At 69.1% G+C, this 14,038-nt stretch carries 14 protein-coding genes; 9 read left to right on the top strand and 5 right to left on the bottom strand.

Annotated features, from left to right (window positions below; all coding sequences use genetic code 11):
• Nucleotides 1–242: 242 nt before the first annotated feature.
• A complete protein-coding gene (locus ATO4_RS20450; protein ID WP_210191111.1) occupies nt 243–1,073 on the bottom strand; it encodes an amidohydrolase family protein in 831 nt (276 codons plus the stop codon).
• A gap of 222 nt (nt 1,074–1,295) precedes the next feature.
• Nucleotides 1,296–2,102 (bottom strand): aldolase/citrate lyase family protein, encoded by an 807-nt coding sequence (locus ATO4_RS20445; RefSeq protein WP_083593600.1) that lies wholly within the window; start codon nt 2,100–2,102, stop codon nt 1,296–1,298.
• A 222-nt stretch (nt 2,103–2,324) separates the two neighbouring features.
• On the opposite strand from ATO4_RS20445, the gene ATO4_RS20440 reads away from it, so the two are divergent.
• Nucleotides 2,325–3,716 (top strand): HD domain-containing protein, encoded by a 1,392-nt coding sequence (locus ATO4_RS20440; RefSeq protein WP_245308855.1) that lies wholly within the window; start codon nt 2,325–2,327, stop codon nt 3,714–3,716.
• A 46-nt stretch (nt 3,717–3,762) separates the two neighbouring features.
• Here ATO4_RS20440 and hslV read toward each other — a convergent pair whose 3' ends face one another.
• On the bottom strand, nt 3,763–4,329 hold the full coding sequence (hslV, locus tag ATO4_RS20435) for an ATP-dependent protease subunit HslV (RefSeq protein ID WP_083593598.1): 567 nt from the start codon (nt 4,327–4,329) through the stop codon (nt 3,763–3,765).
• A 258-nt stretch (nt 4,330–4,587) separates the two neighbouring features.
• Between hslV and hisB the strand changes: the two genes are divergently transcribed.
• The 6 genes from hisB (at nt 4,588) to ATO4_RS20405 (ending at nt 8,840) form a co-directional block, all read left to right on the top strand.
• Nucleotides 4,588–5,196, top strand: a complete 609-nt coding sequence (gene hisB, locus ATO4_RS20430; RefSeq protein WP_083593596.1) for an imidazoleglycerol-phosphate dehydratase HisB — start codon at nt 4,588–4,590, stop codon at nt 5,194–5,196.
• A 22-nt stretch (nt 5,197–5,218) separates the two neighbouring features.
• Nucleotides 5,219–6,055: a DUF2628 domain-containing protein gene (locus ATO4_RS20425; RefSeq protein WP_176223082.1), complete on the top strand. Its 837-nt coding sequence runs from the start codon at nt 5,219–5,221 to the stop codon at nt 6,053–6,055.
• Nucleotides 6,052–6,711 carry an imidazole glycerol phosphate synthase subunit HisH gene (hisH, locus tag ATO4_RS20420; RefSeq protein WP_083593592.1) on the top strand — a complete coding sequence of 220 codons (660 nt, stop codon included), beginning with the start codon at nt 6,052–6,054 and terminating at the stop codon, nt 6,709–6,711. Before ATO4_RS20425 ends, hisH begins: the two co-directional genes overlap by 4 nt.
• 140 nt (nt 6,712–6,851) lie before the next feature.
• Nucleotides 6,852–7,298 carry an isoprenylcysteine carboxylmethyltransferase family protein gene (locus tag ATO4_RS20415; RefSeq protein ID WP_176223081.1) on the top strand — a complete coding sequence of 149 codons (447 nt, stop codon included), beginning with the start codon at nt 6,852–6,854 and terminating at the stop codon, nt 7,296–7,298.
• Nucleotides 7,299–7,395: 97 nt separating this feature from the next.
• Nucleotides 7,396–7,860, top strand: coding sequence for a CYTH domain-containing protein (locus tag ATO4_RS20410; protein ID WP_083593588.1), 465 nt, complete (start codon nt 7,396–7,398; stop codon nt 7,858–7,860).
• A 5-nt stretch (nt 7,861–7,865) separates the two neighbouring features.
• Entirely contained in the window at nt 7,866–8,840 is a 975-nt protein-coding gene (locus ATO4_RS20405) for a CHAD domain-containing protein (RefSeq protein WP_083593587.1), read from the top strand.
• A 170-nt stretch (nt 8,841–9,010) separates the two neighbouring features.
• On the opposite strand, the gene ATO4_RS20400 is transcribed toward ATO4_RS20405, so the two are convergent.
• Nucleotides 9,011–9,883, bottom strand: coding sequence for a glucose 1-dehydrogenase (locus ATO4_RS20400; protein ID WP_083593585.1), 873 nt, complete (start codon nt 9,881–9,883; stop codon nt 9,011–9,013).
• A gap of 241 nt (nt 9,884–10,124) precedes the next feature.
• Here ATO4_RS20400 and ATO4_RS20395 point away from each other — a divergent pair, with 241 nt between their 5' ends.
• A complete protein-coding gene (locus tag ATO4_RS20395) occupies nt 10,125–10,901 on the top strand; it encodes a DeoR/GlpR family DNA-binding transcription regulator (RefSeq protein ID WP_176223080.1) in 777 nt (258 codons plus the stop codon).
• Nucleotides 10,902–11,068: 167 nt separating this feature from the next.
• A complete protein-coding gene (locus ATO4_RS20390) occupies nt 11,069–12,301 on the top strand; it encodes an MFS transporter (protein WP_083593582.1) in 1,233 nt (410 codons plus the stop codon).
• A gap of 39 nt (nt 12,302–12,340) precedes the next feature.
• Here ATO4_RS20390 and ATO4_RS20385 read toward each other — a convergent pair whose 3' ends face one another.
• A complete protein-coding gene (locus ATO4_RS20385) occupies nt 12,341–13,966 on the bottom strand; it encodes a GMC family oxidoreductase N-terminal domain-containing protein (RefSeq protein WP_245308854.1) in 1,626 nt (541 codons plus the stop codon).
• Nucleotides 13,967–14,038 lie beyond the last annotated feature (72 nt).

The raw sequence follows: 14,038 nt of genomic DNA, 5'->3' as shown, positions 1-14,038 counted from the left end.
GATCGGCAGGAAGGCCAGAGCTAGCCCAGCCGGCCGTCATGGCAACGGTGTTCACAAATGTTCTATTTCGCCGACCAACTTGCCGAGACGGCAAAGCATCGTCCGGGGGACGGTGGATCGAGGCAGGTTCCGCACCGGACGGCCATTCTCCCGGACTTGCGCCACACTGTGTCCGGCGTCGCTCCTGGTGGGTCCCGCCATGCGGCGGCTGCAGGAGGGCGTTGCGCAGCAGGCGCCGAAGCTCACGGGAGCCGGTAGAACTCCCGCGCGCTGCCCGAAAAGACCCGCGCCCGCTCCGCCTCGGTGAGGTGCGAGACCAGCGACAGGGCCGTGCGGTGCCAGTCGGCATAGTCGCATCTGAGCCGGCAGACCGGCCAGTCCGAGCCCCACATGACGCGCTCGGGACCGAACACCTCGAGGACATGGGAGGAGTAATAGGCGATGTCCTCCCGCCGCCACTCAGGCCTTGCCTCGCTGACGAGGCCGGAGAGCTTGCAACAGGCGCCTGTGCCATTGGCGATGCGGGCGATCCCCCGCGCCCATTCGTCGAAGGATTCCGGGCTCTCGTCGTCGATCCTCGGCTTCAGGCAGTGGTCGAGGACGACGCGCATGGCCGGATAGCGCTCGAAAAGGCTCGAGAAATACTCGATGTGCCGGGGATAGCCGAGAGCGTCGAAGGTGAGGTCGAGGTCGCAGATCGCCCGGAACGCCCAGTCGAGTTCCGGCCGCAGCATCCAGCCGTCGTCGGCGATGTCCTGGATCATCGGGCGAACGCCCAGGAATTTCGGATGGGCGGCCAGTCGCCGCAATGTCTCGATCTCCTCCGGCCGCTCGAAGTCGATCCAGCCCACGACCCCGGCGACGTGATCGGTGGCATCGGCGAGGCCGAGGAGATACTCGGTCTCCGCCGTCGTCGGCGCGGCCTGGACGAGGACGGTGCGGGAAACCCCCGCAGCTTCCAGCGCCGGCGCGAGATCGGCCGGCAGATAGGGGCGCGACAGAACGTCGTCGTCGGCCGGCATCCAGCCATAGTCGCCGCGGGCCGGCTGCCAGAAGTGATGGTGGGCGTCGATGGTTTCCAGTGTCCGCCCTTTCCAATCGGAGTGTGCCGCCGCTCGGTGGGCGGCGCTTGTTCGTCACGGCCCGGCAAGTCGCGTTGCGGGCCGAATGCGCGCGAGGGATGCTGGCCCGCGGCAGGCCGGACCTCGCCCCGCCGGCCCTGCCCCGCCGCCCTGTCCTTGTGCCGGGAGAGCCATCCGGATGCAAGGCAAGGCCGGGCATGGCGCCAGCCGTCGTCAGCCGCCGGCGTCGGCCGCCTTCGGCGCCGCGCCCAGCGTCAGCTCGCGCCAGCGCGTCACCGAGGCGGCGGCGGCCATCGCCAGAAGCCGCGTGTCGCCGGAGACGGTGGTCATGTCGAAGCCCCATTGGATCGCTTCGGCGGCATAGTCCGGCGCGCCGCAGTGGAGCCCCGCCCGGATGCCGCTCGCTTTGGCGACCGAGGCGATGCGCCGGATCGAGGCGACGAGCGTCTCGTCCGTCGGGTCGAAGCCGGGGGCGAGCCGGCCGTCGGTGGTGCCGAGCGCGAGGTCGGACGGGCCGACATAGAGCCCGTCGATGCCGGGCGTCGCCGCGATCGCCTCGACGTTTTCCAGCCCCTCGCGGGTCTCGATCATCGCGAAGGCCATGACCTCGTCATTGGCGCCGACGCCGTATCCGGGATGGGCGAAGCCGGCTCGGGTCGGTCCGTAGCTGCGGGTTCCGCGCGGCGGATAGCGCATGAAGCTGGCGAACTCCGCCGCCTCCGCGGCGGTATTGATCATCGGGCAGATGATGACCTCGGCGCCCGCATCGAGCGCCTTCATCACGATGCCCGGCTCGCGCCAGGGAACGCGCACGATCGGGGTGACTGGGAGGGCGCGCATCGCCTGGAGCATCGGCAGCATGCCGGCATAGTCGAGGGCGCCGTGCTGGAGATCGATGGTGAGGCTGTCATAGCCCTGGCCCGCCATGATCTCGGCGACGAAGGGGCTGGCGATGGACAGCCAGCCGTTCAGGGATGGCTTGCCCGCCTCCCAATGTTGCTTCAGCCGATTCCTGAGCATTTCGTTCTCCCCTCTCCGGACGATCCGCCGTCTTGCGCGCTCCCTTCACATAGGAGCGGATCGCGGGCCGTCCGCCTCTGTGGGAAGTTTCCTCGCGGCGAATTCGCCGGCGCACCGGTCCGCCCACGCAGAACCGGCCGGGTGCAGACCGTTCTCCCGCGGAGCTTCACGAATTCTTATGGCGCGACCGCTTAGATCGCGGGCGAGCCAACGGAGTTTCTCATGCAGGAAGAGCATCCGATGCGGCCGGATCTTCACGGCTCGGTCGGCTCGCTCCGGCTCGCCGAGATCCTCGCGGCCCTCTCCAAGGCGCTGGACCTCACCGAAGGCCAGCCGCCCGGCCACTGCATCCGCTGCTGCTATGTCGGCGTTCACATCGCCCGCAGGATCGGCCTCGACGCGGAGGCGACGGGCGAGCTCTACTACACGCTGCTCCTGAAGGATCTCGGCTGCTCGTCCAATGCGGCGCGGATCTGCCAGCTCTATCTGACCGACGACATCGGCTTCAAGAAGAGCTTCAAGGAGATCGACGACGGCCTCGCCAAGGTCCTGCGCTTCGTGTTGCAGCAGACCGGGCTGAAGGCGGGCCTCGCCGAACGCTTCCGCGCCCTCGCCAACATCGTCCGCAATGGCGGCGAGATCGCCCAGGAGCTGATCGAGACGCGCTGCCAGCGCGGCGCCGCGATCGCCCGCAAGATGCGATTCGGCGAGAATGTCGCCCAGGGCATCCGCAGCCTCGACGAGCATTTCGACGGGGGCGGGCGACCGCAGGGTCTGAAGGGCGAGGCGATCCCCCTATACTCGCGGATCGCGCTTCTCGCCCAGGTCGTCGACGTGTTCTTCAGGGTCGGCGGGATCGCGTCGGCGCTGGCCGAGGTCAAGGCCCGCTCCGGCAGCTGGTTCGACCCGCAGCTGGTGAGGACCTTCGAGGGCCTCGTGGCGGATCCGGCCTTCGTGGCGGCGTTGTCCGAAGACGACCTGTCGCAGACGGTCCTCGCCCTCGAACCGGCCCAGGTCATGCGGGCCGCCGACGAGGACTATCTCGACGACATCGCCGAAGCCTTCGCCGAGGTGGTCGATTCCAAGAGCCCCTATACCAGCGGCCACTCCGAACGGGTGGCGCTGTTCACCGACATGATCGCCGAGGCGATGGGACATACGCCCGACCATCGCCGCCGGCTGAAGCGCGCGGCGCTGCTCCACGACGTCGGCAAGCTCGGCATCTCCAACGCGATCCTCGACAAGCCCGGCAAGCTGACCGACGGCGAGTTCGCCGAGATCCGGCGCCATCCCGTCCATTCGGAGGCGATCCTGTCGCAGATCGCGGCATTCAGCGATCTCGCCATCATCGGCGGGCGCCACCACGAGCGTCTCGACGGTAAGGGGTATCCCTCGGGGCTTGCCGGCGAGATGATCGACCTCGACACCCGCATCGTCACCGTCGCCGACATCTTCGACGCCCTCACGGCCGACCGGCCCTACAGGCCCGCGATGCCGATCTCGAAGGCCCTCGCCATCCTCGACAGCGAAACCGGCAGCGCCGTCGACGGCGACTGCGTCGCCGCATTGCGGACCGCGCTGGCGCGGCTGGAAGCGGGTTCCGAGGCCGCCTGAGGCGGGCGGCGACCGCCGTTTGCCCGCCGGCCTGCCTGGTTGCGCGTCACTCCGCCCCGTCGAGGGTTTCGACCACCACGTTGTCGTTGGTGTAGATGCAGATCTCCGCGGCGATCTTCATCGCCTTGCGGGCGATCGCCTCGGCATCGAGATCGGTGTCCGCCAGCGCCCTTGCCGCGGCGAGCGCGTAGTTGCCGCCCGAGCCGATCGCCATCAGCCCGTGCTCCGGCTCGAGCACGTCGCCATTGCCGGTCAACGTCAGCGTCACCTGGCGGTCGGCGACGATCATCATCGCCTCGAGCCGGCGCAGGTAACGGTCGGTGCGCCAGTCCTTGGCGAGTTCCACGCAGGCGCGCATCAACTGCTCGGGATATTGCTCGAGCTTGGCCTCGAGCCGCTCCAGGAGCGTGAAGGCATCGGCCGTCGCTCCGGCGAAGCCGGCGATCACCTGACCGTTCTTGCCGATCCGCCGCACCTTCTTGGCGTTGCCCTTGATCATCGTGTTGCCGAGCGAGACCTGGCCGTCGCCGGCGATCACCGCCTTGCCGCCCTTCCTGACGGTGACGATGGTCGTGCCGTAGATCTTCTCCGGGTCGTGCTTTTCGAAATTCATCGGTCGTTCCTTCATAGCGGCCGGCGCGCCGGCCCCTTGGCATAGCGGCCGGGCGCCCGGCCCCTTGGCATAGGCGTGGCAGCGGCCGTCCGTCGTGTTCGCCCCCCATGTGGGCGTCCATGGCCGGGTTGCCAAGCGAAACGGACCCCCGGGGACGCGAGCGGCCTCGCGACGCTTTTGCGACGGATGCCTTTCCACCCGGTGCGATCCGGCGTAGAAGCCTGACGAAACGCAACATCCGTGTTCAGGGGCAGGGACATGGCGCATACCGCCGGGCGGCGCGACGCGGTCATCGAGCGCGCGACCAAGGAAACCAAAGTCCGGGTGAGGGTCGATCTCGACGGCACCGGCCGCGGGACGATCGCGACCGGCGTCGGATTCTTCGACCACATGCTGGAGCAGCTGTCGCGCCATTCGCTGATCGACATGGAGATCGCCACCGAGGGCGATCTGCACATCGACGATCACCACACCGTGGAAGACACCGGCATCGCCATCGGCCAGGCGATCCGCCAGGCGCTGGGCGAGCGGCGCGGCATCCGGCGCTATGCCTCCCTCGATTTGGCCATGGACGAATGCCTGACCCGAGCGGCGATCGACGTGTCCGGACGGCCGTTCCTCGTCTTCAAGGCGGAATTCTCCCGGGCCAAGATCGGCACCTTCGACACCGAGCTGGTGCAGGAGTTCTTTCAGGCGCTGGCGCAGAACGCCGGTGTCACCCTGCATGTCGAGAACCTCTACGGATCGAACGCCCACCATGTCGCCGAGACCTGCTTCAAGGCGGTGGCGCGGGTGCTGGGCGATGCCGTCGCCATCGATCCGCGCCAGGCCGATCTGGTGCCTTCGACCAAGGGGATGCTGGCATGAGGCCGCGGCGGAGACTGCGGCCATGACCCGCTACCTCGTCTTCGAGCCGGCCGGTGCGAGCGGACCCAGCACCGCCGCGGTGTTCCTGCGCGACCAATTCTCCTTCTTCGCCTTCGTCTTCACCTTTCTCTGGATGTTCCGCTACGGTCTCTGGCTTTGGGGGCTGGGCACCATCGCCCTCTTCCTGGCGATCAACGGTCTGGGCGCGGTCGAGGGCTTCGAGACCAGCGCGGCCCTGATTTCGCTGCTCCTCGGGATCCTGATCGGGCTGGAGGCCCCGAGCCTCAGGGCGTCGAAGCTCCGGCGCAAGGGCTGGAACGACGTCGCCGCCTTCGAGGCGCAGAATGGCGACGAGGCGGAACTGATCTATTACCACGCCGTCCCGCTCGCGCCGGACATGCCGCCCCCGCCCGCTCCGCCGGCCGTCCTGCCCGACCCGGCGCAGGCGGACGCGGTGCCCGCTTCGGCAGAGGCGCGCGAGGAGACCGCTTCCCCGAACGAGAGCGAAACGCCGCCTGCGACACAGGCGAGCCCAGCGCCCGCAGACACCTCCGTGAAACCGGCCGGTGCCGGCACCGACGTGGCGCGTCCCATCCCCTCGCATGCGGCAGCCGAACGTCCCGCGGCCGTCGACGTGACGCCCGTCGACGTCGAGACCGACCAGACCACCCTCGGTGATGCTGAGAGCCCCGCAGAGACCCGGCCCGGCGATCCGCCGCCCGGCGATCCCGATGCGCGGCTGAAGGCGGAGATCGAGCGGACGGCGCGGGTCGAAGGCTGGGCCGAGCGCTGGGACGGACCGGGCGCGGAAACTGTCAAGGTGTCGGGCGGCCGGCGCAAACCGATCGGGCGGCTATGACGATGCAGACCGTTGCCATCATCGACTACGGCTCGGGCAACCTGCGCTCGGCCACCAAGGCGCTCGAGCGTGCCGCCCGCGAAAGCGGACAAGACATCGCCGTCGCCCTCACCGACGATCCGGCGGTGGTGCGAAGCGCGGACCGGGTGATCCTGCCGGGCGTCGGCGCCTATGCCGACTGCCGGGCCGGCCTCGACGCGGTTCCGGGAATGGTCGAGGCCCTGAAAGAGACGGTGGAGGCGAAGGCCCGGCCGTTTCTCGGCATCTGCGTCGGCATGCAGCTGATGGCGACACGCGGGCGGGAAAAGACCGTCACCGAGGGGTTCGGCTGGATCCCCGGCGACGTCGTGCGGATCACGCCCTCGGACCCGGCCCTGAAGGTGCCGCAGATCGGCTGGAACACCATCGAGGCGCGCAGCGACCACCCGCTCCTGGCCGGCATCGAGACCGGCGCCGGCGGGCTCCACGCCTATTTCGTCCACTCCTATCACCTGGCGGCGGACGATCCCGAAACGGTGGTCGCGAGCGCCGACTACGGTGGTCCGGTCACGGCCATGGTGGCGCGGGAGAATTTCGCCGGCACCCAGTTCCATCCGGAAAAGAGCCAGACCCTCGGCCTGCGGCTCATCGCCAATTTCCTCGCCTGGAAGCCTTAGCGCTTCGTCTCGGCACGCGGCGGGGCCGGTCACCGTCGTCGGGAATGCGGCCGCCGAAATAGCGGTATTCCTGCAGGCCCGCCTGCGCTAGTCTGGCCGGGATGAACGCGCACGACGACAAGAGAACCGATCATCCCGGCGTGATTGCCCCGCCGCCTCTGATCTATGGCGTCCCGCTGATCGCCGGCCTTTCGATCGACGCCTTCGGCGCCGGCTTCGCTCTGGGCTTTCCCCTCTGGCTGCGCCTCGCTTTCGGGCTGCCCGCGCTCGTCGCCGGGCTGACGCTCATCGTCCTCGCCCTCCTGCGCTTCCGCCGGGCGGGCACCAATCCCGAACCGTGGAAACCGTCGACGGCCCTCGTCCTCGACGGCGTCTACCGGCTGACGCGCAACCCGATGTATCTCGGCATGGCTCTGGTCTATGCCGGCATCGCCGTCCTCTCTGACAGCGCCCTGACGCTCGTCCTGCTGGTGCCGGCCGTCCTGACGATCCATCATGGCGTCATCCTGCGGGAGGAGCACTATCTGAGCCGCACCTTCGGCGACGACTACCGCAGCTTCATGCGCGGCAGCCGGCGCTGGCTGTGAGCGAGCCGCAATCGGACCTGACGATCGTTGCGCGGCCAGCCTGCTGGAACCTGTGCCCGGCGGAGGCATTTTCCGGGCGTCAAGAAAGGCGCGTCGAATGGGACGAGAGATCGAGCGGAAATTCCTGGTGAGGGGCGAGGACTGGCGCGAGCGCGTCGGTTCGGTGAAGCGCTTCGAGCAGTTCTATCTCTTCACCTCCGAGGACCGCTCCTGCCGGGTGCGGATCACCGACGGGGCGTCGGCGCGGCTGACGCTCAAGACCGGCCGCGGGGTCGATCGCGGCGAGTTCGAATACGACATCCCGCTCAAGGACGCCGAAGACCTTCGCGCCAGCGCGATCGGCACCGTCATCGACAAGACCCGCCATCACGTCGCCAGCGGCCCCCACACCATCGAGATCGACGTCTATCACGGCAGCCTCGACGGGCTGGTGGTCGCCGAGATCGAGCTCGGGTCGGAAAACGAAGCCTTCGAGCGACCGGATTTCCTCGGCGCGGAGGTGACCGGCGACGCGCACTATCTCAACCAGTCCCTGGCCCTTCGCGGCCGACCAGAAAGGTAGGACGCTTGGCCTACGAAATCCGTCCATCGCGTCCCCTCGACGCCGAATTCCGCAAGGCCGCGCTGGCACAGGTCGATCGGGCGCTGACCGACCTGCGCCGCGAAGATGGCGACCTTCACGAAGCGATCCACGAGGCGCGCAAGCGGTTCAAGAAGCTGCGCGGCCTGGTACGCCTGCTGCGTCCGGCCGACGAGGACCTCTACAAGGCGCTGAATGCGAGCTTTCGCGACGGCGCTCGCGGCCTTTCGGGGGCCCGCGACAAGGCGGCCCTGATCGAGGCGCTTGACAGCCTCAGCGAACGGAACGCCGACCAGTTGAAGAAGAACTCGCTCGCCTCGGTGCGGGGCAAGCTCGTCACGGAGCGCGACGAGGCGGCGGGCGAGGAAGGCGAGATCCGGCGGTCGGTCGAGGAGGCCTCGGCCGCGCTGGAGCAGGCGCGCAGCAGGATCGAGGCGTTCCAGATCGGCGGCGGCCGGCATGAACCGAAGAAGGCGGCCCGCCTGCTCGCGGCCGGCGCGGGCCAGACCTACGAGCGCGCCCGCGCCGCGCTGAAGCGGGCGGGCAAGACGCGCGACGCGGACGATCTGCACGAGTTGCGCAAGCGCATGAAGTACCACTGGATGCATCTGCGGCTGATCGCGCCCTGCTGGCCGGAGGCCTTCGCCCCGGCCATCGATCTCGCCAAGACCATCGCCGATGATCTCGGCCGCGATCACGACTTCGCCGTCCTGCGCGGCGAAATCCGTGCCGATCCCGCAGCCTTCGGTGACGAGGACACGCTGTCGCTGCTGCTTGGCCTCGTCGACGCCTATCAGAGCGAGCTTAGGGCACGCGGCCTCGCGGCCTCGCGGCGGCTGCTCGTGGACGACGCCGAGGCGTTCTCGCAAAGGGTGGTCTCGCTCTACCGCCTGTCCGCCGAGGAGGCCGAAAGGGCGGCGATGCCGGCGGAAGCGCCCGAGGCCGACCGCCGGTCGCTCTGACCCGCGGGCGCAACGACACGACGTCCGGGGATCGGGTCGGGATGCCGGACTGCAGGCCCGCTCACCTGCCCTGCGGGCTCGATCGTCCGATGTGATCAGTCGGACGGTGCCTGACTTAGCGCAGGCAAGCGGGCAAGTGCCCCGGCCGCCTGCGCCCGATTACAGCCCGATCACAACATCGGCCGTCCGCCCGTCACCTCGATCACCGCGCCGGTGATGTAGGTGGCGTCCTCGGATGCGAGGAAGACGTAGGAACCGGCGAGTTCCGCCGGCTGGCCGGCCCGGCCGAGCGGCGTGCTGCCGCCGAAGCTTTTCACCTTCTCCTCCGGCATGGTCGAGGGGATCAGCGGCGTCCAGATCGGGCCGGGCGCGACCGCGTTCACCCGGATGCCGCGATCGGCGACGAAGCGGCAGAGACCGGCGGTGAAGTTCTGGATCGCGCCCTTGGTCGTCGCATAGGCGAGCAGCGTCGGCGATGGGTCGGTGGAGTTGATCGAGGCGGTGTTGATGATCGAGGCGCCCGGCTGCATCCGCGCGACCGCCCGTTTCGACAGGTAGAACATGCCGTGGACGTTGGTGCGGAAGGTGACGTCCCATTCGGTGGCGGAGATGTCCTCCGGCTTTTCGAAGGTCGCCTGGTGGGCGGCGTTGTTGACCAGGATGTCGAGGCGGCCGAACTCGTCGAAGGCGCGGTCGACGAGGCCGTTGCAATAGGCTTCGTCCTTGACGTCGCCCGGCACGAGAACCGCCTTGCGGCCGGCCTTTTCCACCCATGCCGCCGTCTCTTTCGCATCGTCGTGCTCGTCCCAATAGGCGATGATCACGTCGGCACCCTCGCGGGCATAGGCGATGGCGACGGCACGTCCGATGCCCGAATCGCCGCCGGTGACGATGGCGACGTAGTCCTGCAGCCGGCCGTGTCCCTGGTAGCTCTCCTCGCCGTGGTCGGGCTTCGGCGTCATGGCGTCGGTATCGCCGGGCATCGGCTGCTGCTGCGCCAGTTGCTCGGGCCGCGGATAGCAGTTGCGCGGGTCGCGTGGCATGGAAACCTCCGTTGTGCCTATCGGGCGCCGCCGACCGTCTCGGCCGCACCTGTCGAGGATCGCCGGTCGGGACTCGGGCGATCCGGATTGCGACAGGAAGACGCCGCCTTGCCGAGCGTTCCGCGAGCGCCGCGAAACAATCGCTAGCCGCGCAACGGCTGTTACTGCCGGAGATTCACGTTCTTGCATGTTTATGCCGAATCGTGCATACACGACCGGACATGCAAAGGATCGGAGCCCCATGCTGACGCGCGAAAGACAAACCGCCATCGCCGAGCGGCTGGCCGAGAACGGCCGGGTTCTCGCCGCCGATCTCGCCGGCGCCTTCGCGGTCTCGGAGGACACGATCCGCCGTGACCTGCGAGAGATGGCGGCCGCCGGTCTTTGCGAACGGGTCTATGGCGGCGCGCTTGCCCGCATCCCGGCGCCACCGGCCGCCCCGCTCGCCAGGCGCCGCGACATCGATGCCCGGCGCAAGGACGCGCTGGCGAAAGCGGCCGCGCCGCTGCTCGACGACGGCGCGACGGTCTTCATGGATGCCGGCTCGACCAATGCGGCGCTGGCGGGCCGGCTCCTCGCGGACCGCCGCCACACCATCGTCACCCATTGTCCCGCCGTCGCGCTCGCCCTTTCGCCCCATCCCCATCACAAGGTGACACTGATCGGCGGACGCTACGATGCCGAGACGGGCGCCTGCCTCGGCGCCCAGGCGCTCGGCGAGGTGGAACGGCTGCGGCCCGACATCCTCGTCCTCGGCGCCTGCGGCCTCGATGCCGCGGCCGGCGTGACCGCCTTCGATCCGGAGGATGCGGCGATCAAGCGGCGACTTGCTCTCGCCAGCGCCCGGATCCTCGTCCTCGCCACCGCCGACAAGCTCGGCACCACCGCCCCCTTCGCCGTCGCCGAGGCCGGCGCGCTCTGGCACCTCGTCACCGAGACCGGCGCCGCAGGGCCGAGCCTCGATGCCCTCGCCGCGGCCGGCCTGGCGATCACGCTCGCCGATGGGGAGCGATGCTGACGTCCGTCTGATCCGGGACACAGGCAGCCGGCAAGCGCCCCCATGCGCGGCGACGGGCCTGGACCTTCCACCCGGCCCGGCCACCTCCCCGCTTCGGCGAACCATCGCAGCCGTCACCCCTTCGCGCTCCCTCCCGCGCCGTGCCCATCATCCGACCGAGTTCATCCATGACCCTTGCCTCGCCACTTCGCCTCGAGCGCTTCCCGCCAGCCCGCCGGGCCGTGGCGCTCGCCTTCTTCGTCAACGGCTTCGGCATCGGCAGCTGGGCGCCGGAGGTGCCGGTGATCGCCGCGCGGCTCGGCATCACCGAACAGACGATCGGCCTCCTCATCCTCTCCTTCGGGCTGGGCGGTGTTCTGACGATGCCGCTGATCGCCCGGGCGATCGCCCGCGTCGGCTCGCGGCCGCCGCTGCTGGTGACCCACCTCCTCGCCGCCTTCGCCTTTCCGGCCCTGATCCTGGCGCCTGACCTCTGGTCGGCCTTCGCGGCGATCTTCGTCTTCGGCGCGATGTTCGGCGGCATGGACGCGGCGATGAACGCCAATGCGATCTCGCTGGAGCGGCACATGGGCCGGGCGATCATGTCGTCGAGCCACGGCTTCTGGTCGGTCGGCGGCTTCGTCGGAGCGGGCCTCGGCGGGCCGATCATCGCCGGCTTCGGGCCGGCGGCCCACGCGGCCTTCGTCTGCGGCGTCATCCTCGTCTGCTTCGCCCTTGTCCGGCGCATGGCCCGGGACGATCGCGGGCCGGGCCATGCCGTCGGCGACGCGCCCGGAACGCCGTCCCGGACCACGTCGTCTGGAAGCGCGGCAGGGACGGCCGCGATGCGCCCCGCCGGCCTGCTCATGGCGGTGGCGATCGGCCTCTTCGCCCTCGTCGCCATGATGCCGGAGGGCGGCGCCATCGACTGGAGCGCTGTCTATCTGAAGTCGGAACTCGGCGCCGACACGGCGGTCTCGGGCTTCGCCTTCGCGGCCTTCTCCGCCACCATGGCGATCTTCCGCTTCCTCGGCGACGACATCCGCAACCGCCTCGGCGCGGTAAAGACCGTCCGGCTGTTCGCCTTCGTCGCCGCCTCCGGCCTGCTCCTCGCGGGCCTTGCGGGGCATTTCCTCGTCGCCATCGCCGGCTTCGCGCTGGCCGGCATAGGCCTTGCCAACATCGTGCCCATCGCCTTTTCCGCCGCCGGCAACGTCAAGGGCCTGCCCGACGGCACCGGCATCTCGATCGCGACGGCGATCGGCTATTCGGGCGGCCTGATGGCCCCCTCCCTCATCGGCTTCCTCGCCGAGCATATCGGATTGGCCGACGTCTTTCTCGGCATGGCCGGGCTGCTCGCCATCATCCTCGCCTTGTCCGGCATGATGGCCCTCGCCGACCGGGAGACCGGGCCCCGCTGAGCCCTTCTCGCCGGCAAGCTTCGGCCGCTGGGGCGAGGCTCAACGCGCCCTGGCGTCCTGCAGCATCATCTCGGCGCCCTTGTCGGCGATCATGATGGTCGGCGAATTGGTGTTGCCGGAGGTGATCGACGGCATCACCGAGGCGTCGATCACCCGCAGTCCCTCGACGCCGCGCACCCGCAGCCTCTCGTCGAGGACGGCCATCGCGTCGTCCTTCGTCCCCATCTTCACCGTGCCGACGGGATGGAAGATCGTCGTGCCGAGGTCGCCGGCCGCGACCAGCATCTCCTCTTCCGACGCGATGTGGGCGCCCGGCTTGTACTCCTCCGGCCGGTAGCGCTGCAGCGGCTCGGCAAAGACGATCTTTCGCGCCCATTTCAGGGAATCCACCGCGACGCGCCGGTCGGCCTCCGTCGACAAATAGTTCGGCCGGATGTCCGGCTTGTCCTCGGGCAGGGGGCCGGTGAGGTGGATCGAGCCGCGGCTGGTCGGGCGCAGGTTGCAGACGCTGGCGGTGAAGGCGCCGAAGCGGTGGAGGCCCTGCCCCCAGTCGTCCAGCGACAGCGGCTGGAAATGAAACTCCAGATTGGCAGTCTCGTATTCCGGCGAGGACTTCACGAAGGCTCCCACCTGGCTCGGCGCCATGGTCAGCGGACCCTTGCGGAACAGGGCGTAATTGACGCCCATCATCGCCCGGGTGACGAGGTTCCAGTATTCGGTGTTCAGCGTCTTGATGCCGTTGACCTTGTAGATCGGCCGGATCTGCAGGTGATCCTGCAGGTTCTCGCCGACGCCCGGCAGGTGCTGCGCGACCTCGATGCCGTGGGCGGAGAGCTTGGCGCCCTCGCCGAGGCCGGAGCGTTCGAGGATCAGCGGCGAGCCGACGGCACCGGCCGAGATCACCGCCTCGCCCCGCACGAAGGCCCGGCGGGTCGCGCCGTCCCGGCGATAGACCACCGCGCTCACCCGGCCATCGGTCATCTCGACGCGGTCGACCGAAACGCCGGTCTCGACCGTCAGGTTGGGGCGTTTCAGCGCCGGCTTGAGGAAGCCGCGCGCCGCGCTCCAGCGCCGGCCGTTCCTCTGGTTCACCTGGAAATAGGACGAGCCGGTGTTGTCGCCGGTGTTGAAGTCGGGGATCTTCGGCACGCCCGCCGCTTCCGCGGCGTCCCGGATCCGGTCGAGGATGTCCCACTTCACCCGCGGATGCTCGACCCGCCACTCGCCGCCGGTGCCGTGAAACTCGTTGCCGCCCTCGACGTGGTCCTCGACCCGCTTGAACACCGGCAGGACGTCGTCCCAGCCCCATCCCGAAAGGCCGAGCTGGCGCCAGTGATCGTAGTCGGCGGCCTGGCCGCGCATGTAGATCATCGCGTTGATCGCCGAGGAGCCGCCCAGGGTCTTGCCGCGCGGATAGGCCAGCGAGCGGCCGTTCAGCCCCTTCTCCTCGGCGGTGCGGAACATCCAGTCGGCGCGCGGATTGCCGATGGCGAAGAGATAGCCGACCGGGATGTGGAACCAGATCCAGTCGTCCTTGCCGCCGCCCTCGAGCAGAAGGACGCGGTTCCTCGGATCGGCGGACAGCCGGTTGGCCAGAACGCAGCCGGCCGAGCCCGCCCCCGCGATGACATAGTCGAAGCTCTCGCCCTGTGTGTCGTCAGCCAATGTTTCCTCCCCCACCGACCGATCCGTTGCATAGCCCCGCCGCGGCGGGAAGGCAAAGGCCGTTGGGCAAAG

The organism is Aurantimonas sp. 22II-16-19i, from assembly GCF_002088275.1.
In the GTDB taxonomy this organism is placed as follows: Bacteria; Pseudomonadota; Alphaproteobacteria; order Rhizobiales; family Rhizobiaceae; genus Jiella.
This window is presented reverse-complemented; position numbering and strand designations above follow the sequence as displayed.

Excerpts from the sequence above, each read along its gene's own strand:
- ATO4_RS20445 (WP_083593600.1), bottom strand. The coding sequence starts at position 2,102 with ATGCTCAGGAATCGGCTGAAGCAACATTGGGAGGCGGGCAAGCCATCC.
- ATO4_RS20440 (WP_245308855.1), top strand. The coding sequence starts at position 2,325 with ATGCAGGAAGAGCATCCGATGCGGCCGGATCTTCACGGCTCGGTCGGC.
- hslV (WP_083593598.1), bottom strand. The coding sequence starts at position 4,329 with ATGAATTTCGAAAAGCACGACCCGGAGAAGATCTACGGCACGACCATC.
- hisB (WP_083593596.1), top strand. The coding sequence starts at position 4,588 with ATGGCGCATACCGCCGGGCGGCGCGACGCGGTCATCGAGCGCGCGACC.
- ATO4_RS20425 (WP_176223082.1), top strand. The coding sequence starts at position 5,219 with ATGACCCGCTACCTCGTCTTCGAGCCGGCCGGTGCGAGCGGACCCAGC.
- hisH (WP_083593592.1), top strand. The coding sequence starts at position 6,052 with ATGACGATGCAGACCGTTGCCATCATCGACTACGGCTCGGGCAACCTG.
- ATO4_RS20410 (WP_083593588.1), top strand. The coding sequence starts at position 7,396 with ATGGGACGAGAGATCGAGCGGAAATTCCTGGTGAGGGGCGAGGACTGG.
- ATO4_RS20400 (WP_083593585.1), bottom strand. The coding sequence starts at position 9,883 with ATGCCACGCGACCCGCGCAACTGCTATCCGCGGCCCGAGCAACTGGCG.
- ATO4_RS20395 (WP_176223080.1), top strand. The coding sequence starts at position 10,125 with ATGCTGACGCGCGAAAGACAAACCGCCATCGCCGAGCGGCTGGCCGAG.
- ATO4_RS20390 (WP_083593582.1), top strand. The coding sequence starts at position 11,069 with ATGACCCTTGCCTCGCCACTTCGCCTCGAGCGCTTCCCGCCAGCCCGC.